This is a genomic window from Pseudomonas sp. GM78 (genome assembly GCF_000282475.1).
Taxonomy (GTDB): Bacteria; Pseudomonadota; Gammaproteobacteria; order Pseudomonadales; family Pseudomonadaceae; genus Aquipseudomonas.
Genome location: NZ_AKJF01000212.1, coordinates 1 through 20,190 on the forward strand (window position 1 = coordinate 1; position 20,190 = coordinate 20,190).

Consider the following 20,190-nt stretch of genomic DNA (forward strand, 5'->3'; position numbering starts at 1 on the left):
AAACGATAGCGCCTTCAGTACCGGGGTGAGCGTAACGCATGATGGTTTCTCCTTGGGTTCTTGTGCTTATAAGGAAGACGCGCATGTGCGCTTGCTTTAAGCGTAGAGCAAAGGTCGGGCCACTGCTTTGCAGGTCAGGTAAATCAAGGCCTTGCGTGGTTTTTGTCGGACAGGCGGATGGCGTCTGTGACGCTTTCGGTACAGTCCCTGTGACACTTTGTACCGGTCCTGGCACAGCCTGTGACTGAACGGTCTTGCCAGCATTGCAATGCGGTCCAGGCTGGAGGATGCTCAGACGTTGCATCACCTCTGCGTGAACCTTTCGGGGGGAGAATAATAAGAAATGCACGACAACCATTTGAGTCGCCATGCCCAGCAAGTGTTGACCGTGACCCAGGGTAAAACCCACTTGCACGGCCCTGGCAGCGACCCGTCCATCGCCCGTTCCTGGCTGCGCTGCCTTGAGGACTATCACCTGGACCCGGCCCAGAACATAGCGCCGACGGTGCTGGAGCATGGCCGCGTCCTGGAAAGCCGCGAACGTTTGCAGCAGGTGCTGCACATCGCTGGCAATGAAATGACCAGTCTCCATCAGCAGCTCTCCGGTGCCGGCCACGCCGTGCTGTTGACCGATGCGCGCGGCGTGATCCTCAATTGCGTGACGGCGCCGGCCGAGCGCAAGATTTTCGAGCGTGCTGGCCTCTGGCTGGGGGCCGACTGGAGTGAGGCCTGTGAAGGCACCAACGGCATCGGCACCTGCCTGGTGGAGCGCCAGTCGCTGACCATCCATCAGGACGAACATTTCCGTGGTCGACACACCGGCCTGACCTGCTCGGCCAGCCCGGTATTCGATCCGCATGGCGAGCTGCTGGCGGTACTCGACGTGTCCTCTGCCCGGCACGAGGTATCGCGCCAGAGTCAGTTCCACACCATGGCCCTGGTCAATCTGTCGGCGAAGATGATCGAGAGCTGCTATTTCCTGCGTTGTTTCGATAATCAATGGCTGCTGCGTTTTCACCTGCAGGCCGAGTCCGTCGGTTTGTTCAGCGAAGGTCTGCTGGCGTTCGACGGCGAAGGGCGGATCTGCGCGGTCAACCAGAGCGCGCTGAACCTGCTGGGGCATATCCGCGGTGGCTTGCTGGGCAAGCCGGTGGAGGCGTACTTCGACTGCTCGCTGGACGAACTGCTCGGCCGCGCCAGCGTCAACGCCAGCGCCAGCTGGCCACTGCGTACCCGGGACGGACGCCGCCTGTTCGCCGTGTTACGCGGGCAGGCGCGAAAAATACCGGTGCCGTTGGTGCCGAGCCCAGCGATTGAAGAGCGCCCGCGCGTGTCGGGCATCTGCCTGGGCGATCCGACGTTGCAGGCGGATTTCCGCAAGGCCCTGCGTGTGTACGAACGGGACGTGCCATTGCTGATCAACGGCGAAACCGGTTCGGGCAAGGAAGCCTTCGCCAAGGCCGTGCACCATGCCAGCCAGCGCGCGGAAAAAGCCTTCGTCGCCCTCAACTGTGCGGCCATCCCCGAAAGCCTGATCGAGAGTGAGCTGTTCGGTTATCGCGGCGGCAGCTTCACCGGCGCGCGCAAGGAGGGCATGCGCGGCAAGCTGCAGCAGGCCGATGGCGGGACCTTGTTCCTCGACGAAATCGGCGACATGCCCCTGGCCTTGCAGACCCGTTTGTTGCGCGTGCTGGAAGATCGGCAAGTGGTGCCGATTGGTGGCGAGCCGGAGTCGGTCAACGTGCGGATCATCAGTGCCACGCACCGCAATCTGCTGGAGCGGGTGCAGGACGGCAGTTTCCGCGAGGACCTGTATTACCGTCTCAATGGCCTGGAAGTCGCGTTGCCGGCGTTGCGCGAGCGCGGTGACAAATCGCAGTTGCTCGACTTCTTGCTGGCCGAAGAGGCGCGCGGGGAAACTGTGCTGATCGACGGGCCGGCGCGCGAGGCGTTATTGGGATTTGCCTGGCCAGGCAACGTGCGGCAGATGCGCAATGTGTTGCGTACGTTGGCGGCGTTGTGTGATGGCGGTCGGATCGGCCTGGAGGATCTGCCGGCGATGATTCGCCAGGCGCGGCCGGCGGTTATAACGAAAATTGAAGAGCTTTGCGAACATCCCCTGGAAGATGCCGAGCGCCTGGCGCTGTTGAATGCGCTGGAGCACACGCGGTGGCATATGACGAATACGGCTGAACAGCTTGGGGTCAGCCGCAATACCTTGTATCGAAAATTGCGTAAGCACGGCATAGCCCGGTAGATCGTGTCGCGCCCAATCGCGGGCAAGCCCGCTCCCACAGGATAATGGGTTGAATTCACAATTCGGCAGCTGACCCAGATCTACTGTGGGAGCGAGCCTGCTCGCGATGGCGTCCGTGAGGGCGAAACAAAGGTGCGAATTTTTCCCCCCTAAGCTAACCTGCGGCCATGTTTTACGAGGTCGACTATGCACATTCATATTCTGGGTATCTGCGGCACTTTCATGGGTTCGATGGCGGTTCTGGCCAAAGAGTTGGGCCATCACGTGACCGGCTCCGATGCCAACGTCTACCCGCCGATGAGCACTCAGCTCGAGGCGCAGGGCATCGAGTTGACCCAGGGCTACGACCCGGCGCAACTGGACCCGGCCCCTGATCTGGTGGTCATCGGCAACGCCATGTCGCGAGGCAACCCGGCAGTCGAGTACGTGCTGAACAAAGGCCTGCCGTATGTCTCCGGCCCGCAATGGCTGGCCGACCACGTGCTGCAAGGCCGCTGGGTACTGGCGGTCGCCGGTACGCATGGCAAGACCACCACCAGCAGCATGCTCGCCTGGGTGCTGGAGCACGCGGGCATGAGCCCGGGCTTCCTGATCGGCGGTGTTCCGCAGAACTTCTCGGTGTCGGCACGCTTGGGCGACACACCATTTTTCGTGATCGAAGCCGATGAATACGACAGCGCGTTCTTCGACAAGCGCTCCAAGTTCGTTCACTACCGTCCGCGCACGGCGATCCTGAACAACCTGGAGTTCGACCACGCCGATATCTTCCCGGACCTGCCGGCGATCGAGCGACAGTTCCACCATCTGGTCCGGACCATCCCGAGCGAAGGTCTGGTGATTCATCCGACCACCGAACCGGCTTTGCTGCGCGTCATCGAGATGGGTTGCTGGACCCCGGTGCAAACCACCGGCGCGGGCGGGCAATGGCAGGTCAAGCTGCTCAGCGACGATGGCTCGAAGTTCGAAGTGATGTTCGAAGGCGTCGCCCAAGGCGTGGTCGAGTGGGACATGACGGGCCAGCATAACGTGGCCAACGCATTGGCCACCTTGGCCGCGGCGCGCCATGTTGGCGTGGTACCGGCCATGGGTATCGCTGCATTGAGCGCTTTCAAGAGCGTGAAACGACGGATGGAGAAAGTCGCCGAGGTGCGCGGCATTACCATCTATGACGACTTCGCCCACCATCCTACGGCCATTGCCACCACGCTCGACGGCCTGCGCAAGCGCATTGGCGATGCACCGTTGATTGCGATCATCGAACCGCGTTCCAATTCCATGAAGCTTGGCGCGCACCGTGACGGTTTGCCGGAGAGCGTCGTCGATGCCGACCAGGTGATCTGGTATGCGCCGGCCAATCTCGGCTGGGATCTGGCGGGCACCGCCGCGCTTTGCACGGTACCGTCGATCGTCAGCGACTCGCTGGAAGGCATCATCGAGCGAGTCAAGAGTCAGGCCCAGCCGGGCACCCACGTGGTGATCATGAGCAACGGCGGCTTCGGCGGCCTGCACGGCAAGCTGGCCGAGGCACTTAAATGAATACCGGTCCGGACCGCATCACGCTGGCGATGACTGGCGCTTCCGGCGCCCAGTACGGCTTGCGCCTGCTCGATTGCCTGGTGCGCGAAGATCGCGAAGTGCACTTCCTGATTTCCAAGGCCGCGCAACTGGTGATGGCCACGGAAACCGACGTCACGCTGCCGGCCAAGCCACAGGCGATGCAAGCCTTCCTTACTGAATACACCGGTGCCGCCGCCGGGCAGATCCGGGTCTACGGCAAGGAAGACTGGATGTCGCCAGTGGCCTCGGGTTCCGGCGCGCCGGCGGCGATGGTGGTGGTGCCATGCTCCACCGGGACCTTGTCGGCCATCGCAACGGGGGCCTGCAACAACCTGATCGAGCGTGCCGCCGATGTCACCCTCAAGGAGCGCCGCCAGCTGATCCTGGTGCCCCGTGAGGCGCCATACTCGAGCATCCATCTGGAACACATGCTCAAGTTGTCGAACATGGGCGTGACGATTTTGCCGGCATCGCCGGGTTTCTATCATCAGCCACAGACTATCGACGACCTGATCGATTTCGTCGTGGCGCGCATCCTCAATCTGCTGAACATTCCCCAGGACATGTTGCCGCGTTGGGGTGAACACCATTTGGCCTGCGATGAATAAGTGGTGGGTGATCGTACTGGCGCTACAGCTGGCGGGATGTGCCACGGCGCGTACGCTGGATGCGGCCAAGCCGGGAGCGCCCGTGGTGTACTCCGGGACACGGCTGGATTTGTATGCGCTCAATGGCGGTTGCTGTGCGATGGATCGTTTTGGCGCCGAGGCACCGAGCTATCCTGGCGTTGATTTGCCGGCCAGTGCGTTGCTCGACACGCTGCTGTTGCCGTTGTCGTTGCTGACGGTGATTGGCGTGAGTTTCCAGGCAACCGGCGGGTTGTAAAGACAAAAGATCGCAGCCTGCGGCAGCTCCTACATTGGGAACGTGTACTCCCTATAGGAGCTGCCGCAGGCTGCGATCTTTTGATTTACTTGCCTAACTTCCTCAACTCATCCGACTCGACAATCCGCACCCCATCCTGCTCCTCCAGGGCGAGGCGCCACATCGCGCGGGCCAATTGGCAGGCTTCTATGCCTCGGTACTTGCCGGGAATCAGTTTCGACAAAGGCCCGGCAAATTGCTCGCCCAAGCGTGGCTCGGTGCGCTCGCCCAGTAGCAGCGAAGGACGGCAGATGGTCAACTGCGGCCAATTCTGCGCGCGCAATGCATGCTCCATCTCGCCTTTGACCCGGTTGTAGAAAATCGAGGATCGGCGATCGGCCCCCAGGGCGCTGATCACGATCAGGTGCCGTGCACCCATCTCCCGGGCACGTTTGGCGAAAGCCACCACCATGTCCAGGTCCACCGCGCGAAACGCCTGCTCCGAGCCGGCCTGCTTGATGGTGGTGCCGAGGCAGCAGTAGGCGATATCCACCCGGCCGTTCAATTGCGGCAGAAACTCAGAGGGATCGCCCACCGGGTTTTCCAGGTGGGGATGCTCGGCCAGCGGGCGGCGCGAGGGGGCCAATACTCGCGATATCGTTGGCTCGTTGAGCAAGCGATCAAGTAAGTGTTCACCGGTCAATCCGGTGGCTCCGGCAAGCAACACGTGCTGAGGCGTCAAGTACATAGTGTTTCTCCCTTGATACTGTTCAGCTTAGTTGTTCTTTGCATCCTTGCTGTCAATGGAGACACTTTGCAGGGCTTTTCGTGCCTGCTGCTTACGTAGCAGTTGCCAGTGCGAGAGCACGGTTTTAGGCGCCCAGATCTGCGGTTCGGAGGCTTCGAAATTGTCCGCCAGTTCGCGCTCGGCGACGGTGGCCTTGGCCAATTTGAAGGCTTGCTCCAGGTCATCGGTCTGGTTCAGCGCCCGGGCGAACAGGGCATCGCCGAAGTAGGTGAAGTTGGCTTCTTCGGAGCAGCCGAAAGACACGCGATCCGCGCGCGAGGCGGTCATGATCAGGGTGCGTTCGTCTTTCAGGGCGGGGATGAAACCGCCGGAGTAGCAGGACGAAATCACGATGATCTTGTCACGGTTTTTCAGTGGTGCCAGCACGGCGGCCAGCTCGTCGGCCGGCAGATCTGCCAGTTCCATGCGCGGCTGGTCGAGCACCAGTTCATGCTCGCTGGTGCCGTGGCTGGTCAGGTAGATGAAAATCAGGTCTTCCGGGCCACTGCGTTCGGCCAGTGTCTGGGCGGAGCGCCGCAGGCTTTCCCGGGTGGCCATCGGCCGGTCGCCGAGGTGGTCGCGATGGTTCACCAGGCGGATCTGGCCATAGGCGCCGAAGCGGCTGGTGAGCATGTTCGCGACATAGTCGGATTCGCGCAGGAACACGCTCTGCTTGCCGTCGCCGCCAAGGGTCAGGGTGTACAGCTCCACCGCCGGGGTCGAGGCTGGAACGTTGGTGAACGCTTCTTCGAGTAAGCGCCCTTGGGCCAGCAAGCCAAGTTCAAGGGTGTCGGGCAGCAATTTACCCTCGGCGTCGCGCACGCGCTGGCCATTGATCCAGGTGCCACTGAGCACGGCGCCGTCGGTGAGGACCAGGGTGCCGCGTCCGGAGTAAGTGTCGTTGTCGAACTGCCCGGTGTAAAAACTGCCGTCGGCCAGGTTCAGCCGGCCTTGGCCGGTGAAGCGCCAATCGCTGAAGTGGCCGATGTAATGGCTGCCATCGGCACCGATCAGTTCACCCTTGCCGTTGAGCGAGCCTTCCTTGAATTGACCCAGCCATACGTCGCCGTCGGCATTTTCATACCGACCCTTGCCGTGCAGTTGGTTGTTTTTGAACCCGCCAACATAAATGTCACCTTCAGCGCTGTTGAAGGTCCCGTTACCTTCCAGCTGACCGTCGACGAAGTGTCCGGTGAATTGATTGCCACTGCCGTCGCTGCGCTGGCCATCGCCATTGGGCTTGCCGTGGGCGAATTGGCCCTGATAGGCGCTGCCGTCTTCGAGCTCCAGGCGGCCGAGCCCCGAGTATTGGTCGGCCTTGAATTCGCCGCGGTAGATCATGCCGTTTTCTTTGAGGGTGCCTTCGCCGTCGCGTCGGCCAAGCTTGAAGCCGCCGGTGTAGCTGCCGGCGCTGGTGGTCAGGGTGCCCTGGCCATCGAACAGCCCTTGCTTGAACTGGCCGCGATAGACCTCGCCATTGCTGCCATGCCACTCGCCCTGGCCATGCCATTGACCCTGGTCGAACTCTCCGGCGTACCAGCTGCCGTTCGGGTAGTCGATGCGGCCCTGGCCCTGCAGCAATCCGTTGACCAGGTCACCGCGATAACGTCCACCGTCCGGCAGGCGGGCGTCCACGGGCAATAGCGATTCGCCGTCGCCGCAAGCGGTGAGCATCAGGGTCAAGGCGATTAGTGCAAGTGGGCGCATAGCGGGTTCCGGGCAATTAGGCGACCGAGTATGCCGCAGCTATGTGTCCATATACAGCACGGTAGAAAAGCACCAGGTGCGAAACAGCGTGTGCTGCTTCGCATCCGGGAGGTTTTACACGAAGCAGAGGGACAGGGATTCGGCGACATACGCCGGTTTGTCCATGCCTTCGATTTCCAGTGTGGCGATGGCCTTGAGCAACAATTGACCGGGTTTTTTCTCGGTGACCTCGGACAGTTCAACCTTGAGGCGCACCTTCGAATCGACCTTGACCGGCTGAATGAAGCGCACGCTGTCCAGGCCGTAATTGACCACCATCTTCAAGCCTTCCGGCATGACGAGGATGTCTTCCATCAATTTTGGAATCAGCGACAGCGACAGGAAACCGTGGGCAATGGTGCTGCCAAATGGCGTTTGCGCGGCTTTGACCGGGTCGACGTGGATGAACTGGTAGTCCCCTGTGGCTTCAGCGAACAGGTTGATGCGCTCCTGGTCGATGGTGAGCCAGTCGGAACTTCCGAGTTCCTTGCCGACATAATCTTTGAGCTCTGCAACAGGTACAAAGGGCATTGAGACTCTCCTTGGGTTCATCGGTTTTATAGTTTTTAGGGTGGGGGGATTTGACCTCCCGGATTACCACTTTAGATCAACATGGCAAAACGCTGCGGTCAACTGACCATGCTTATGGCGAATGCCGGTCCATAGCGCAAGCGTGCTTATAATGCGTGGGCCAATGCGGGTGACGGATTTTGTGGGGGATCATCGATGTTGTTACGTGGCCTGACCTGGCTGGTGCTGTTCCAATTGCTCGGCACCGCGATCAACCATTTGTTTTTACCCTTCCTGCCGGGGCCGATCATCGGCCTGCTGCTGTTACTGATATTCCTGATCGGTCGTGGCCAGGTCGGCGAGCCGCTGAACCTTGCAGCCAGCAGCCTGCTGCGCTACCTGCCGTTGCTGCTGGTGCCGCCGGCCGTGGGGGTGATGGTGTACGCCGCGGATATCGCCGCCGATTTCTGGGCCATCGTCGGCGCGCTGGTCTTGTCATTGTTGCTGTCGATGGCGTTCGCCGGAGTCCTCATGCAGCGCATGGTCAAGCGCCATGTCCACCCTGAGGACGGCCAATGATCCTTGACTGGCACGGCGCCTGGACGTCGGTGATTCATCATCCATTGTTCGGCATCGGCATCACGCTCGGTGCCTATCAGCTGGTGCTGGCGGCGTTCGAGAAAACCCGCTGGATCTTTTTGCAGCCCGTGCTGGTCTCCATGTTGCTGGTGATCGGTGTGCTGGTGGGCTGCGGCCTGACCTACGCCGAGTACCGCAAGAGCACCGAGATCCTGAGCATTCTGCTCGGCCCCGCGACGGTCGCGCTGGCCGTGCCGCTTTACCTCAATCTGCGGCGGATTCGGCAGTTGTTCTGGCCGATATTTACTACGCTGGTGATAGGTGGTGTGGTCGCCACGTGCATGGGGGTGCTGTTGGGCTGGTGGTTCGGGGCCGAACACATGATCCTGATGACCATGGCGCCGAAATCGGTGACATCGCCCATCGCCATGCTGGTGGCCGAGCAGATTGGTGGCGTCGCGGCGCTGGCGGCGGTGTTCGTGCTGATCACCGGGGTGATCGGGGCGATCTTCGGCCCGAGCCTGTTGACCCGGCTCGGCGTTCACAGCCCCGAGGCCCGCGGCATGGCACTGGGCATGACCGCCCACGCGGTTGGCACGGCGGTGGCGATGCAGGAAAGTGATGAATGTGGCGCCTTCGCGGCGCTTGCGATGAGTTTGATGGGCGTGGCCACGGCGGTCTTCCTGCCGTTGGCGGTGTCGATGGTGGTGTAAGGAATATGTCTATGAGTCTGCCGCTTTTTCCGCTGAACACGGTGCTGTTTCCTGGTTGCATCCTCGACCTGCAGATCTTCGAGGCGCGTTACCTGGACATGATCGGTCGCTGCATGAAACAGGGCGGCGGTTTCGGCGTGGTGTGCATCCTTGAGGGGAGCGAAGTCGGTATCGCGCCGCAGGGCTTTGCCATGGTCGGTTGTGAAGCGCGAATCACCGATTTCCAGCAGCAGGACAATGGCCTGCTGGGGATTCGGGTTGAGGGCGGGCGACGGTTCAACGTGTTGACCACCGAAGTCCAGCGCGACCAGCTGATCCTTGCCGAGGTCGAATGGCTGGAAGACGAGCCCGAGCAACCATTGCAGGACGAAGACGCCGACCTGGTGGCCTTGCTCAAGGCCCTGGCCGAACACCCGATGGTCGAAGCGCTGAACATGGGGGCCGAAGCGGCGGGGCAGCAATCACTGGCCAATCAGTTGGCGTACCTGTTGCCCTTCGCTGAACTGGACAAGATCGACTTGTTGCAACTCGATGATCCGCAGCAGCGCCTGGATGCGATTCAGGCGTTGCTCGATGAGTTGCAGGGTGAGTTGTTTGCCTGACACCGCCAAAAGATCGCAGCCTGCGGCAGCTCCTGTATGAATTTGGTATGCATCCTGTAGGAGCTGCCGCAGGCTGCGATCTTTTGTTGTTTGCTAATACGCGTACCGCAACATCGTATGCGGCAAATGACGTAATACGAAGAACCCGAACAATGCCACCAACGACGGCAGCACCAGCCACCAGACTTTTGGCGGCATGGCGTTGAGCGAGGTCTGGCGCTGGCTGAGCCACAGGCTCGCCGCGCAGACGCATGATGCCAGCATCGCGCCCGCCAGCACGTCCGTCGGCCAGTGGGCGCCGAGGTATACCCGGGACAGGGAAATCGCCAGCGCCGGCAGGCACCCCACCAATAGCCAGGTCAGGCGCATGCGCGGAGGTTGGCCGCGGCCGGCCAGTACGGCGAGGGTCAGGAACAGCGCAAACGACCCGGAGGCGTGTCCACTGGGCATGCTGTAGCTGGTCAGCGGGTCGCTCAAGACCTCCGGGCGTACCCGGGCAAAGAAGTGTTTGGTCAGGGTGTTGCCCAGCGCGGTGCAGAGCAGGGTGCTGGTGGCGAAGATCAGTTGTCGCCATTGCCGCGTAATCAGCAGCAGCACCACCAGCAAGGCGCTGAAGATCAGCATGTTGCGGAATTCGCCGATGAGAGTGAAGACCACCGCCACTTCATCGAGCATCGGGCTGCGGTGTTCCTGCACCAGGGTCATCACTCCCTGGTCGAGGGCATTGAGGTGCGGATAGCCGATAAACAGTCCCGCCAGAATCAGCAAACTCATGCCGGCAATGAACACCGTGGCCTTGCGATGGCGTCGTAGGCTGCTGGTTGCACTCAGCCCGACCATGAGCGCAATGCTGCCGGCGACGATGCCGGCCTCAGGCCAGAAGCCTTCGGGCAGTGGCAGGCGAATCGCCGCGCCCGTGGCCCAGCCTGGTAGCAGGTACGCCACCGACCAACCCGCGCCAGCCAGCAGGCTGACCGCGAAGAACCGTGGGAATGGCATGTCGAACATCCCAGCGACCATCGGCAGCATCGGACGCAAGGGGCCGATGAAGCGTCCGACCAGCAGGCTGGCGATGCCGTAACGCTGGAAATACGCCTCGGCCCCGGCGATCCATTCGGGGTGATGACGCAAGCCGGGCAAGCGCCGGATATTCTGATGGAAATGCCGGCCAAGGAAATACGAGACCACGTCGCCGAGCACGCCGGCGAGAAACCCCAGCAGCAGCGTTTCACTCAACGACAGTGCGCCGCTGCCGGCCAGTACTGCCACGGCGAACAGCAACACCGTGCCAGGCACGATCAGGCCGGCAATCGCCAGGCATTCCACAAAGGCCACGATGAATACCGCTGCCGCCAACCATTGCGGGTTGACCGTCAACCAACCGGTCACGCTATCGAGCCATGGGCCCATAAAAACAACTCCATTGAATGTTCAAATGTCCCTTGTGGGATTTTCATTGTTCAGGACAGCACAAAATAATCGCGACCTTCGACCTGACCCCGTCGCAGCGGGTTCCGCGTGCAATAAGCCGCGTAGGCCGCGTCGACGAAGCGGTACATCAGGTGTTCGTCGCGCCCATGGGGAATGCCCAGGCGCGCGGCCTGGATGACATGGGTGGGCGTCTGGCCGACGTCTTCCACGAGCAATTCGTCATGGTCGAAACGCTTGGCGTCCCAGGCCGGCACCTTCAAGCCCAGCGACTTGCACAGCAGCGTTTGCCCCGCGCAGAGCTTTTGCGAAGGGCGAGGGCGGCCTTGGGCGTCGGGGTTGTTCAGCAGCATCTGCGCCAGGCTCGAAGGTCCGCTCAGCTCATCCACCCAAGGGTAGGCGGACTTGATCAGCACCGCGTTACCTGGTCCCTGGGCGCTGAAGTTCAGCGAGTCGCCCCCGCGGGCGTAATACATATAGATGTGCCCGCCATCCAGAAACAAAGCCTTACGCTTTTCTGTATAGCCGAGTGAGGCGTGGCTGCCTTTTTCTGCGCAATAGTAGGCTTCTGTCTCGATGATCCGGGCGCTGAGCCACAGATCGCCGACCCGATGACGGATGACTTTGCCCAGCAAGTCCCGGGCGAGAATTTGTGCATCGCGGTCGAAAAACGCGTCTGGGAGGCCCTTGGGCAGGCTCGCGGAGGACGCGTGAACAGGCAGGTTGGACATGATGGGCAGCGTTTATCAGGGCTGAGTGAGTCGTGATGATAACAATTTGCAGCTTAATCCCGGCTGAACATCGGCAATTTGCCCTCGATTTCGACCATCCGCCCGTCACCGCTGTTAGTCGGCGGACGCGACAGCTATAATCTGCCGCTTTACTCTTTACCAAGACCTTATCAAAGACCACTCCAGACCATGACTGAGTCCGTTCTTGACTACATGACCCGCTTGGGTCGCGCTGCCCGCGAAGCTTCCCGCGTCATCGGCCGTGCCAGCACCGCGCAGAAAAACCGCGCGTTGCAGGCGGCTGCCAATGCGCTGGATGCAGCCCGCGGCGAATTGACCGCTGCCAATGAGCTGGACCTGGCGGCTGGCCGCGCCAATGGTCTGGAACCGGCCCTGCTCGAGCGCCTGGCACTGACCCCGGCGCGTATCGACGGGATGATCGTGGGTCTGCGACAGGTTGCGGCGTTGCCCGACCCGGTCGGCGCGATCCGCGACATGAGCTATCGTCCGTCGGGTATCCAGGTCGGCAAGATGCGCGTGCCGCTGGGCGTGATCGGGATCATCTACGAATCGCGACCGAATGTGACCATCGACGCCGCGAGCCTGTGCCTGAAGTCCGGCAACGCGACCATCCTGCGCGGCGGCTCCGAAGCCATTCATTCCAATCGTGCAATCGCCGCCTGCATCCAGCGCGGTCTGGCCGAGGCCGATCTGCCGGCCGCCGTGGTGCAAGTGGTCGAAACCACCGACCGTGCAGCTGTTGGTGCGCTGATCACCATGCCTGAATACGTCGACGTCATCGTGCCCCGTGGCGGCCGAGGCCTGATCGAACGTGTCAGTCGTGACGCCCGCGTTCCGGTAATCAAGCACCTGGACGGCATCTGTCACGTTTATGTCAGCGAGCACGCTGATTTGGCGAAAGCCCAGCGCATCGCGTTCAACGCCAAGACCTACCGTTATGGCATCTGCGGCGCGATGGAAACGTTGTTGGTCGATCAAATCGTTGCCAAAGATTTTCTGCCAGCGATGGCTGCCCAGTTCCGCGAAAAAGGCGTCGAGTTGCGCGGCTGCGAACGCACCCGGGCAATCATCGATACCGTGCCGGCCACTGAAGAAGACTGGAGCACCGAGTACCTGGACGCCATTCTGTCGATCCGCGTGGTCGACGGGCTTGACCAGGCCATCGAGCACATCAACCATTACGGCTCCCATCACACCGATTCGATTGTCAGCGAACACCAGGGCGACACCCGGCGTTTCGTGGCTGAAGTCGATTCTTCGTCGGTGATGATCAACACCCCGACCTGCTTCGCCGATGGCTTCGAATACGGATTGGGTGCCGAGATCGGCATTTCTACTGATAAGCTGCACGCCCGCGGCCCGGTCGGCCTCGAAGGTCTGACCTGCGAGAAGTATGTCGTGGTCGGTGATGGCCAGTTGCGCGGACAGGAGCCGGTCTGACTTGGGCGACTTCGACCCGTCAGTCCCGGTAACCGCCAGCGCGCCTCGACCCAGACGCATCGGCGTTCTGGGCGGGACCTTCGATCCGGTGCACATCGGCCATTTGCGTGGTGCGCTGGAAGTCGCCGAAACCCTGGCGCTCGATGAGCTGCGCCTGACGCCAAATGCCAGGCCGCCCCATCGGGGTACGCCGCAGGTGTCGGCCAAGGACCGGCTGGCGATGGTCGAGTGCGCGGTCGCCGGAGTGGTGCCGTTGGTGGTGGACGCCCGCGAATTGCAGCGGGACAAACCGTCCTACACCATTGATACCCTGGAGTCGATGCGGGCCGAAATGGCCGCCGAGACCCAGGTTTTTCTGCTTTTGGGCTGGGACGCATTTTGCGGCCTGCCCACTTGGCACCGCTGGGAAGAGTTGCTCCAGCATTGCCATATCCTGGTGTTGCAACGCCCGGATGCCGACAGCGAACCGCCGGATGCCTTGCGCAACCTGCTGGCAGCGCGCTCGGTGAGCGACCCGCTGGCCCTCAAAGGGTCGAGCGGACAGATTGCATTCGTCTGGCAGACGCCGCTCGCGGTATCCGCCACCCAGATCCGTCAACTGCTGGCCAGCGGTAAGTCGGTACGTTTCCTGGTGCCCGACGCGGTCCTGGCCTACATCGATGCGCACGGACTCTACCGTGCGTCGAACTGAATAGGAGTGCCTCAAGGCACGTGGCAACAACGTGTATTGAAGCGCCCGAACATACGAGCAAAACGAGTTTTATATGACGAGCAACAACGAAAGCAAAGTAAAACGCAAAGGCACATTCAAGAGTGCCCCGCTGCCTGAGAAAGTCCTGGCTGCCGAGCCGCCTAAAGGCGACGAACTGGTCAAGATCGCCGTTGCGGCCCTGGAAGACGTCAAGGCCCAGGACGTGCTGGTCATCGACGTTCGCGACAAGCAGAGCATCACCGACTACATGATCATCGCCACCGGTACCTCCAACCGCCAGATCGGCGCGATGCTGGACAAGGTCCGCGAAGCGGTCAAGGCCCTGGGCATCAAGCCGTTGGGTGAAGAAGGCAAGGGCGACAGCGACTGGGTACTGTTGGACATGGACGACGTGATCGTTCACATGATGACTTCCAATGCCCGCCAGTTCTACGACCTGGAGCGCCTGTGGAAAGGTGCCGAGCAGAGCCGTGCCGCCGATGGCAAGCACCACAGCCCTGAAGTTGGTCACGAGCATTTCACCAAGCTCAACAAAGACCAGGAATAAGGAACGGCTGTGCGACTGCGACTGATCGCCGTCGGTTCACGCATGCCCAAGTGGGTGGAAGAAGGCTGGCATGAATATGCCAAGCGTCTTCCGTCCGAGCTGGCGCTGGAACTGGTGGAAATACCGCTCAATACCCGTGGCAAGAACGCCGACGTGGCGCGCTTCATCCGTCAGGAAGGCGAAGCCATGTTGGCCAAGGTCGGGCCCAACGAGCGCGTTGTCACCCTCGAAGTCCACGGCAAGCCCTGGAGCACCGAGCAGCTGGCGGTCGAACTCGATCGCTGGCGGCTGGACTCGCGCACGGTGAATTTCATGGTCGGCGGCCCCGAAGGGCTGGCGCCGGAAGTTTGTGCCCGTGCCGATCAGCGCTGGTCGCTTTCTCCGCTGACGTTGCCGCACCCGCTGGTGCGAATCCTCATCGGCGAGCAGCTGTATCGTGCCTGGACAGTGTTGTCCGGCCACCCTTACCACAAGTAGTTCTGCCCTCATGTCCCAACCGATCCGCATCAAGGACCACGAAAAAGACGCCCGTCTGGTGCGTGGCCGCGTCGTGTTCGGGGCCATTGCAGTGGTGCTGTTGATTGGTGTGCTGATCGCGCGCCTGTATTTCCTGCAGGTCATCCAGTACGAATACCACTCCACCCTGTCGGAAAACAACCGCGTCCATGTGCAGCCGATCCCGCCGACCCGCGGGTTGATTTTCGACCGCAACGGCGTGGTGATTGCCGACAACCGGCCCAGCTTCAGCCTGAGCATGACCCGCGAACGCTCTGGCGACTGGCAGCAAGTGCTCGACGTGATCGTCGAAGTGCTGGAGCTGACGCCCGAGGATCGGGTGATTTTCGAGAAGCGCATGCGCCAGGGGCGACGGCCGTTCGAGCCGGTGCCCATCCTGTTTGAATTGACCGAAGAGCAGATCGCCCGGATTGCCGTGAACCAGTTCCGGCTGCCCGGGGTGGAAGTGGTCGCGCAACTGGTCCGTCACTATCCGCAGGGCGCGCACTTCGCGCACTCGGTGGGTTACATGGGGCGGATCAACGAGAAAGAGTTGAAGTCGCTCGATCCGGTCAATTACAGCGGCACCCATCACATCGGCAAAACCGGCATCGAGCGCTTCTACGAGCCGGAGTTGCACGGCCAGGTGGGTTACGAGGAAGTCGAGACCAACGCTCGCGGCCGTGTATTGCGGGTGCTCAAGCGTACCGAACCGATTTCCGGCAAGGACATCGTCCTGAGCCTGGACATCAAGCTGCAGGAAGCCGCCGAAGCAGCACTCGGTGGTCGTCGTGGCGCGGTGGTGGCGCTGGACCCGAAAACCGGCGAAGTGCTGGCGATGGTCAGCCAGCCGAGTTTCGACCCGAACCTGTTCGTCACCGGCATCAGCTTCAAGGCCTATTCCGAGCTGCGCGATTCCATCGACCGGCCGCTGTTCAACCGTGTCCTGCGTGGCCTGTACCCGCCGGGTTCGACCATCAAGCCGGCGGTAGCGATCGCCGGGCTGGATGCGGGCGTGGTGACCGCTTCATCCCGGGTGTTCGACCCGGGTTACTACATGCTGCCCAACTACGATCACAAATACCGTAACTGGAACCGTACCGGCGACGGCTTCGTCGACCTGGATACGGCGATCATGCGCTCCAACGATACCTACTTCTATGACTTGGCCCACAAGCTGGGGATCGATCGGTTGTCGGCGTACATGACCAAGTTCGGTATTGGCCAGAAGGTTTCCCTGGACATGTTCGAAGAATCGCCGGGGTTGATGCCGACCCGGGAATGGAAGCGTGCGACCCGCCGACAAGCGTGGTTCCCGGGTGAAACGCTGATTCTGGGGATCGGGCAGGGCTACATGCAGTCGACGCCATTGCAACTGGCCCAGGCCACGGCACTGGTGGCCAACAAAGGCGTGTGGAACCGTCCGCACCTGGCCAAGACCATCGAAGGCCAGAAACCGGTGGATGAGAACCCGATGCCGAACATCGTCCTGCGCGATCCGTCGGACTGGACGCGGGTCAACCATGGCATGCAGCAGGTCATGCACGGCGCCCGGGGCACTGCGCGCAAGGCCTCGATCGGCGCGCAATACCGGATTGCCGGCAAGAGTGGTACGGCCCAGGTGGTGGCGATCAAGCAAGGCGAGAAGTACGACCGTTCCAAGGTCCAGGAGCGTCATCGCGACCACGCCCTGTTCGTTGGCTTCGCGCCGGCCGACGATCCGAAGATCGTGGTCTCGGTGATGGTCGAGAACGGTGAATCCGGTTCCGGCGTGGCCGCGCCGGTGGTGCGTCAAGTCATGGACGCCTGGTTGCTGGACCAGAACGGTCATCTCAAGGCCGAATACGCCAGCCCTACTACCGCAGAGGCTTCCGCCCGTGATGAATAATTTCGATCGCATGCTCTCCAGCGAGGATGTGATGCGCCGCCGTGCCACGCTGTTACAGCGTCTGCACATCGATGGCCCGCTGCTGATCCTGTTGCTGACACTCGCCGCCGGCAGCCTGTTCGTGCTGTATTCGGCCAGTGGCAAAAGCTGGGACCTGCTGGCCAAGCAAGCTACTTCGTTCGGTATCGGCTTGGTATCGATGATCGTCATCGCCCAGTTCGAGCCGCGTTTCATGGCGCGCTGGGTGCCGCTGGGTTATGTGGTGGGGGTGCTGCTGCTGCTGGTGGTGGACATCATGGGGCATAACGCCATGGGTGCCACACGCTGGATCAACATTCCCGGGGTCATCCGCTTCCAGCCTTCGGAGTTCATGAAGATTCTCATGCCGGCGACCATCGCCTGGTACCTGTCCAAGCGCACGTTGCCGCCGCAGCTCAAACATGTGGGCGTCAGCCTGATGCTGATTGGCGTGCCGTTCATCCTGATCGTGCGCCAGCCCGACCTCGGCACGTCGCTGCTGATCCTGGCGGGCGGTGCTTTCGTATTGTTCATGGGTGGCCTGCGCTGGCGCTGGATTCTCAGTGTGCTGGCGGCCGCCGTGCCCGTGGCCATCGCCATGTGGTTCTTCATCATGCACGACTACCAGAAGCAGCGGATCCTGACGTTCCTCGACCCGGAAAGCGATCCGCTGGGTACCGGCTGGAACATCATCCAGTCCAAGGCCGCGATCGGCTCCGGTGGTGTGTTCGGCAAGGGCTGGTTGCTGGGCACCCAGTCGCACCTGGATTTCCTGCCGGAAAGCCACACCGACTTCATTATCGCGGTGCTGGGGGAAGAGTTCGGGCTGGTGGGCATTTGCGCGCTGCTGCTGATCTACCTGCTGCTGATCGGGCGTGGACTGGTGATTACCGCCCAGGCGCAGACATTGTTCGGCAAGTTGCTGGCGGGCGCCTTGACCATGACGTTTTTTGTGTATGTTTTCGTCAACATCGGTATGGTCAGCGGCCTGTTGCCGGTGGTGGGGGTGCCGTTGCCGTTCATTAGCTACGGAGGAACTTCGCTGGTGACGCTGCTGTCAGCGTTTGGGGTTTTGATGTCGATCCATACCCATCGCAAGTGGATCGCGCAGGTTTGAATAAGGTGAAGAGTTCAATGCAAGTAATGCGTGGCTGGGCGACTCGATACGCGCCATGGGTCGGCCTGGTAAGCATCCTTGGTACTGCGCAGCAAGCGGTGGCCGGCGATTACGAAGGCTCGCCCCAGGTGGCCGAGTTTGTCGGTGAGATGACCCGCGACTATGGTTTCGCCGGTGAGCAGCTGATGGGCGTGTTCCGCGAGGCTCAGCGCAAGCAATCGATCCTGGACGCCATTTCGAAACCCGCCGAACGGGTCAAGCAGTGGAACGAATACCGGCCGATGTTCATCACCGATGCGCGGATTGCCCGTGGCGTCGACTTCTGGCGTCAGCATGAGGCCGTGCTGGCCCGTGCCGAGCAGGAATACGGCGTGCCGGCGCAAGTGATTGTCTCGATTATCGGCGTTGAAACGTTTTTTGGTCGTAATACCGGTAATTTCCGGGTCATCGACGCCTTGTCGACCCTTGGTTTCGACTATCCTCCCCGTGCCGAATTTTTCCGCAAGGAATTGCGTGAGTTCCTGCTGCTGGCCCGGGAAGAGCAGGTTGACCCGCTGACCCTCAAGGGTTCCTACGCCGGTGCCATGGGCTTGCCGCAGTTCATGCCCAGCAGCTTTCGCGCCTATGCGGTGGACTTCGACGCTGACGGCCACATCAATATCTGGAACAACCCGGACGATGCCATCGGCAGCGTCGCCAGTTATTTCAAGCAACACGGCTGGGTCGCCGGCGAACCGGTGGTCAGCCGCGCCGATGTGCGGGGCGAGCAGGTGGACGAAGGTTTGACCACTGGTATCGAGCCGACTAAAACCGTTGGAGAGTTGCGGGCCCTGGGCTGGTCAAGTCATGATGCGCTGCGCGATGATATGCCGGTTACCGCATTCCGCCTGGAAGGCGACAATGGCCCTGAATACTGGATGGGCCTGAAGAATTTCTACGCGATCACGCGTTATAACCGCAGCGTGATGTATGCCATGGCCGTACATCAACTGTCTGAACAGCTGGTCCAAGCACGGGGCGTCAAGTAATGCGGGCATTGCCTATGAATAAACCCCTGAAGCTGATGGCATTTGCCGCGTTGGCAGTGCTGCTCGCCAGTTGTTCGACCAGTCGCGCGCCAACTCAGAAGTCTTCCACCGCCGTGCGCTCGGCGCCGGGGCTGGACATCAACCGCGCCCACAAGGATGGCGCGCCGTGGTGGGACGTTGATGTATCGCGCATCCCGGACGCCACCCCGACCCTGCACACCGGCCCGTACAAGGCCGCCCCTTACTCGGTACTGGGCAAAACCTATTTTCCGTTGCAAGAATCCAAGACCTACGTGCAGTCGGGTACCGCGTCCTGGTACGGCACCAAGTTCCATGGCCAGAACACTGCCAACGGTGAGGTTTATGACTTGTATGGTATGAGTGCTGCGCACAAGACCTTGCCGCTGCCGAGTTACGTTCGGGTGACCAACCTGGACAACAACAGGACTGTGATCCTGCGGGTCAATGACCGCGGTCCGTTCTATTCGGACCGGATCATCGACCTCTCGTACGCGGCTGCCAAGAAGCTCGGCTATGCCGAAACCGGCACCGCACGGGTCAAGGTCGAAGGCATCGACCCGCAGCAATGGTGGGCCGCCAAAGGCCGTCCGGCGCCATTGATGCTCAATGAGCCGAAAGTCGCGCAGAATAGCGCCCCGGTGATCACGGCCTCGGCCGGCACCATCGAGCAATGGACGCCACCGCCGCAGCAACACGCCGCCCCGGTTGTCCCTGTGCAACTGGATACGAAAAAAAACGCTTCTGCACCAGCGTCTGGCCAGTATCTGCAGGTGGGCGCGTTCGCCAACCCGGACGCTGCCGAACTGCTGAGGTCCAAGCTCAGCGGGATGGTGAGCGCTCCGGTGTTCATCAGCTCGATCGTGCGCAATCAACAGACACTGCATCGGGTACGCCTGGGGCCGATTGGTTCGCCGGGTGAAATCCAGCAAGTGCAGAACAGTGTGCGCCTGGCCAATCTGGGTTCGCCGAGCGTGGTAACAGAGTAAAAAACGTAGGACTTGATTGATGGTTCATCTGCGGTTTTGGGGGGTGGACCAGGTTGTTGGCTCTTTTGAAGAACAAAAGCCCGGCAAGGGTTACAGAGTGAGCAGCTGAACACGCGATGACTCGTTAGAAAGTCATCTGATTA

The 20,190-nt window shown here is 61.3% G+C and carries 20 protein-coding genes; 15 read left to right on the forward strand and 5 right to left on the reverse strand.

What is annotated here, in order from left to right; genetic code table 11:
* Nucleotides 1-343 precede the first annotated feature (343 nt).
* The 4 genes from PMI35_RS01970 (at nucleotide 344) to PMI35_RS01955 (ending at nucleotide 4,699) form a co-directional block, all read left to right on the forward strand.
* Nucleotides 344-2,257, forward strand: coding sequence for a sigma-54-dependent Fis family transcriptional regulator (locus PMI35_RS01970; protein ID WP_008065927.1), 1,914 nt, complete (start codon nucleotides 344-346; stop codon nucleotides 2,255-2,257).
* A 186-nt stretch (nucleotides 2,258-2,443) separates the two neighbouring features.
* Nucleotides 2,444-3,793: a UDP-N-acetylmuramate:L-alanyl-gamma-D-glutamyl-meso-diaminopimelate ligase gene (gene mpl / locus PMI35_RS01965; RefSeq protein WP_008065937.1), complete on the forward strand. Its 1,350-nt coding sequence runs from the start codon at nucleotides 2,444-2,446 to the stop codon at nucleotides 3,791-3,793.
* Nucleotides 3,790-4,422: a flavin prenyltransferase UbiX gene (gene ubiX / locus PMI35_RS01960; protein WP_008065940.1), complete on the forward strand. Its 633-nt coding sequence runs from the start codon at nucleotides 3,790-3,792 to the stop codon at nucleotides 4,420-4,422. The genes mpl and ubiX overlap by 4 nt, the downstream gene beginning before the upstream one ends.
* A complete protein-coding gene (locus PMI35_RS01955) occupies nucleotides 4,415-4,699 on the forward strand; it encodes a YceK/YidQ family lipoprotein (RefSeq protein ID WP_008065942.1) in 285 nt (94 codons plus the stop codon). Before ubiX ends, PMI35_RS01955 begins: the two co-directional genes overlap by 8 nt.
* A gap of 85 nt (nucleotides 4,700-4,784) precedes the next feature.
* Here the strand turns inward: PMI35_RS01955 and PMI35_RS01950 are convergent, their stop codons facing one another.
* From PMI35_RS01950 to PMI35_RS01940, 3 genes are all read right to left on the reverse strand, one after another.
* Nucleotides 4,785-5,426, reverse strand: coding sequence for an oxidoreductase (locus tag PMI35_RS01950; protein WP_008065944.1), 642 nt, complete (start codon nucleotides 5,424-5,426; stop codon nucleotides 4,785-4,787).
* 27 nt (nucleotides 5,427-5,453) lie between these two features.
* Entirely contained in the window at nucleotides 5,454-7,172 is a 1,719-nt protein-coding gene (locus tag PMI35_RS01945; protein ID WP_008065946.1) for a C13 family peptidase, read from the reverse strand.
* Nucleotides 7,173-7,286: 114 nt separating this feature from the next.
* Nucleotides 7,287-7,742, reverse strand: coding sequence for a MaoC family dehydratase (locus PMI35_RS01940; protein ID WP_008065948.1), 456 nt, complete (start codon nucleotides 7,740-7,742; stop codon nucleotides 7,287-7,289).
* 195 nt (nucleotides 7,743-7,937) lie between these two features.
* Here PMI35_RS01940 and PMI35_RS01935 point away from each other — a divergent pair, with 195 nt between their 5' ends.
* From PMI35_RS01935 to PMI35_RS01925, 3 genes are read left to right on the forward strand one after another with little or no spacing between them, the layout of a single operon-like run.
* The gene (locus PMI35_RS01935) at nucleotides 7,938-8,300 is read left to right on the forward strand and encodes a CidA/LrgA family protein (protein ID WP_008065950.1); all 363 of its coding nucleotides are present in this window, start codon (nucleotides 7,938-7,940) and stop codon (nucleotides 8,298-8,300) included.
* Nucleotides 8,297-9,013: an LrgB family protein gene (locus tag PMI35_RS01930; protein WP_008065952.1), complete on the forward strand. Its 717-nt coding sequence runs from the start codon at nucleotides 8,297-8,299 to the stop codon at nucleotides 9,011-9,013. Before PMI35_RS01935 ends, PMI35_RS01930 begins: the two co-directional genes overlap by 4 nt.
* Before the next feature lie 11 nt (nucleotides 9,014-9,024).
* Nucleotides 9,025-9,615 (forward strand): LON peptidase substrate-binding domain-containing protein, encoded by a 591-nt coding sequence (locus tag PMI35_RS01925; RefSeq protein WP_008065954.1) that lies wholly within the window; start codon nucleotides 9,025-9,027, stop codon nucleotides 9,613-9,615.
* A 93-nt stretch (nucleotides 9,616-9,708) separates the two neighbouring features.
* Here the strand turns inward: PMI35_RS01925 and PMI35_RS01920 are convergent, their stop codons facing one another.
* Both PMI35_RS01920 and PMI35_RS01915 read right to left on the reverse strand, forming a co-directional pair.
* On the reverse strand, nucleotides 9,709-11,025 hold the full coding sequence (locus tag PMI35_RS01920; RefSeq protein WP_008065965.1) for a bifunctional DedA family/phosphatase PAP2 family protein: 1,317 nt from the start codon (nucleotides 11,023-11,025) through the stop codon (nucleotides 9,709-9,711).
* A 50-nt stretch (nucleotides 11,026-11,075) separates the two neighbouring features.
* Complete coding sequence (locus tag PMI35_RS01915) at nucleotides 11,076-11,774, reverse strand: DNA-3-methyladenine glycosylase (protein ID WP_008065967.1); 699 nt, start codon at nucleotides 11,772-11,774, stop codon at nucleotides 11,076-11,078.
* A gap of 189 nt (nucleotides 11,775-11,963) precedes the next feature.
* On the opposite strand from PMI35_RS01915, the gene PMI35_RS01910 reads away from it, so the two are divergent.
* From PMI35_RS01910 to PMI35_RS01875, 8 genes are all read left to right on the forward strand, one after another.
* Nucleotides 11,964-13,235, forward strand: a complete 1,272-nt coding sequence (locus PMI35_RS01910; RefSeq protein ID WP_008065970.1) for a glutamate-5-semialdehyde dehydrogenase — start codon at nucleotides 11,964-11,966, stop codon at nucleotides 13,233-13,235.
* Nucleotides 13,204-13,926: a nicotinate-nucleotide adenylyltransferase gene (gene nadD, locus PMI35_RS01905; RefSeq protein ID WP_032832162.1), complete on the forward strand. Its 723-nt coding sequence runs from the start codon at nucleotides 13,204-13,206 to the stop codon at nucleotides 13,924-13,926. Before PMI35_RS01910 ends, nadD begins: the two co-directional genes overlap by 32 nt.
* 73 nt (nucleotides 13,927-13,999) lie before the next feature.
* The gene (rsfS, locus tag PMI35_RS01900; RefSeq protein WP_008065972.1) at nucleotides 14,000-14,494 is read left to right on the forward strand and encodes a ribosome silencing factor; all 495 of its coding nucleotides are present in this window, start codon (nucleotides 14,000-14,002) and stop codon (nucleotides 14,492-14,494) included.
* 9 nt (nucleotides 14,495-14,503) lie between these two features.
* Nucleotides 14,504-14,971: a 23S rRNA (pseudouridine(1915)-N(3))-methyltransferase RlmH gene (gene rlmH / locus PMI35_RS01895; RefSeq protein ID WP_007937439.1), complete on the forward strand. Its 468-nt coding sequence runs from the start codon at nucleotides 14,504-14,506 to the stop codon at nucleotides 14,969-14,971.
* 10 nt (nucleotides 14,972-14,981) lie between these two features.
* Complete coding sequence (gene mrdA / locus PMI35_RS01890) at nucleotides 14,982-16,877, forward strand: penicillin-binding protein 2 (protein WP_008065973.1); 1,896 nt, start codon at nucleotides 14,982-14,984, stop codon at nucleotides 16,875-16,877.
* A 31-nt stretch (nucleotides 16,878-16,908) separates the two neighbouring features.
* Nucleotides 16,909-18,012 (forward strand): rod shape-determining protein RodA, encoded by a 1,104-nt coding sequence (rodA, locus tag PMI35_RS01885; RefSeq protein WP_050562653.1) that lies wholly within the window; start codon nucleotides 16,909-16,911, stop codon nucleotides 18,010-18,012.
* A gap of 17 nt (nucleotides 18,013-18,029) precedes the next feature.
* Nucleotides 18,030-19,040, forward strand: coding sequence for a lytic murein transglycosylase B (gene mltB / locus PMI35_RS01880; RefSeq protein ID WP_008065976.1), 1,011 nt, complete (start codon nucleotides 18,030-18,032; stop codon nucleotides 19,038-19,040).
* Nucleotides 19,040-20,047, forward strand: a complete 1,008-nt coding sequence (locus PMI35_RS01875) for a septal ring lytic transglycosylase RlpA family protein (RefSeq protein WP_008065977.1) — start codon at nucleotides 19,040-19,042, stop codon at nucleotides 20,045-20,047. Before mltB ends, PMI35_RS01875 begins: the two co-directional genes overlap by 1 nt.
* Nucleotides 20,048-20,190: the final 143 nt, after the last annotated feature.

Excerpts from the sequence above, each read along its gene's own strand:
- PMI35_RS01925 (WP_008065954.1), top strand. The coding sequence starts at position 9,025 with ATGAGTCTGCCGCTTTTTCCGCTGAACACGGTGCTGTTTCCTGGTTGC.
- PMI35_RS01940 (WP_008065948.1), bottom strand. The coding sequence starts at position 7,742 with ATGCCCTTTGTACCTGTTGCAGAGCTCAAAGATTATGTCGGCAAGGAA.
- PMI35_RS01945 (WP_008065946.1), bottom strand. The coding sequence starts at position 7,172 with ATGCGCCCACTTGCACTAATCGCCTTGACCCTGATGCTCACCGCTTGC.
- PMI35_RS01935 (WP_008065950.1), top strand. The coding sequence starts at position 7,938 with ATGTTGTTACGTGGCCTGACCTGGCTGGTGCTGTTCCAATTGCTCGGC.
- PMI35_RS01970 (WP_008065927.1), top strand. The coding sequence starts at position 344 with ATGCACGACAACCATTTGAGTCGCCATGCCCAGCAAGTGTTGACCGTG.
- mrdA (WP_008065973.1), top strand. The coding sequence starts at position 14,982 with ATGTCCCAACCGATCCGCATCAAGGACCACGAAAAAGACGCCCGTCTG.
- PMI35_RS01910 (WP_008065970.1), top strand. The coding sequence starts at position 11,964 with ATGACTGAGTCCGTTCTTGACTACATGACCCGCTTGGGTCGCGCTGCC.
- mltB (WP_008065976.1), top strand. The coding sequence starts at position 18,030 with ATGCAAGTAATGCGTGGCTGGGCGACTCGATACGCGCCATGGGTCGGC.
- PMI35_RS01950 (WP_008065944.1), bottom strand. The coding sequence starts at position 5,426 with ATGTACTTGACGCCTCAGCACGTGTTGCTTGCCGGAGCCACCGGATTG.
- PMI35_RS01930 (WP_008065952.1), top strand. The coding sequence starts at position 8,297 with ATGATCCTTGACTGGCACGGCGCCTGGACGTCGGTGATTCATCATCCA.
- PMI35_RS01920 (WP_008065965.1), bottom strand. The coding sequence starts at position 11,025 with ATGGGCCCATGGCTCGATAGCGTGACCGGTTGGTTGACGGTCAACCCG.
- PMI35_RS01955 (WP_008065942.1), top strand. The coding sequence starts at position 4,415 with ATGAATAAGTGGTGGGTGATCGTACTGGCGCTACAGCTGGCGGGATGT.
- PMI35_RS01915 (WP_008065967.1), bottom strand. The coding sequence starts at position 11,774 with ATGTCCAACCTGCCTGTTCACGCGTCCTCCGCGAGCCTGCCCAAGGGC.
- rsfS (WP_008065972.1), top strand. The coding sequence starts at position 14,000 with ATGACGAGCAACAACGAAAGCAAAGTAAAACGCAAAGGCACATTCAAG.
- rodA (WP_050562653.1), top strand. The coding sequence starts at position 16,909 with ATGCGCCGCCGTGCCACGCTGTTACAGCGTCTGCACATCGATGGCCCG.
- nadD (WP_032832162.1), top strand. The coding sequence starts at position 13,204 with ATGGCCAGTTGCGCGGACAGGAGCCGGTCTGACTTGGGCGACTTCGAC.
- mpl (WP_008065937.1), top strand. The coding sequence starts at position 2,444 with ATGCACATTCATATTCTGGGTATCTGCGGCACTTTCATGGGTTCGATG.
- ubiX (WP_008065940.1), top strand. The coding sequence starts at position 3,790 with ATGAATACCGGTCCGGACCGCATCACGCTGGCGATGACTGGCGCTTCC.
- PMI35_RS01875 (WP_008065977.1), top strand. The coding sequence starts at position 19,040 with ATGCGGGCATTGCCTATGAATAAACCCCTGAAGCTGATGGCATTTGCC.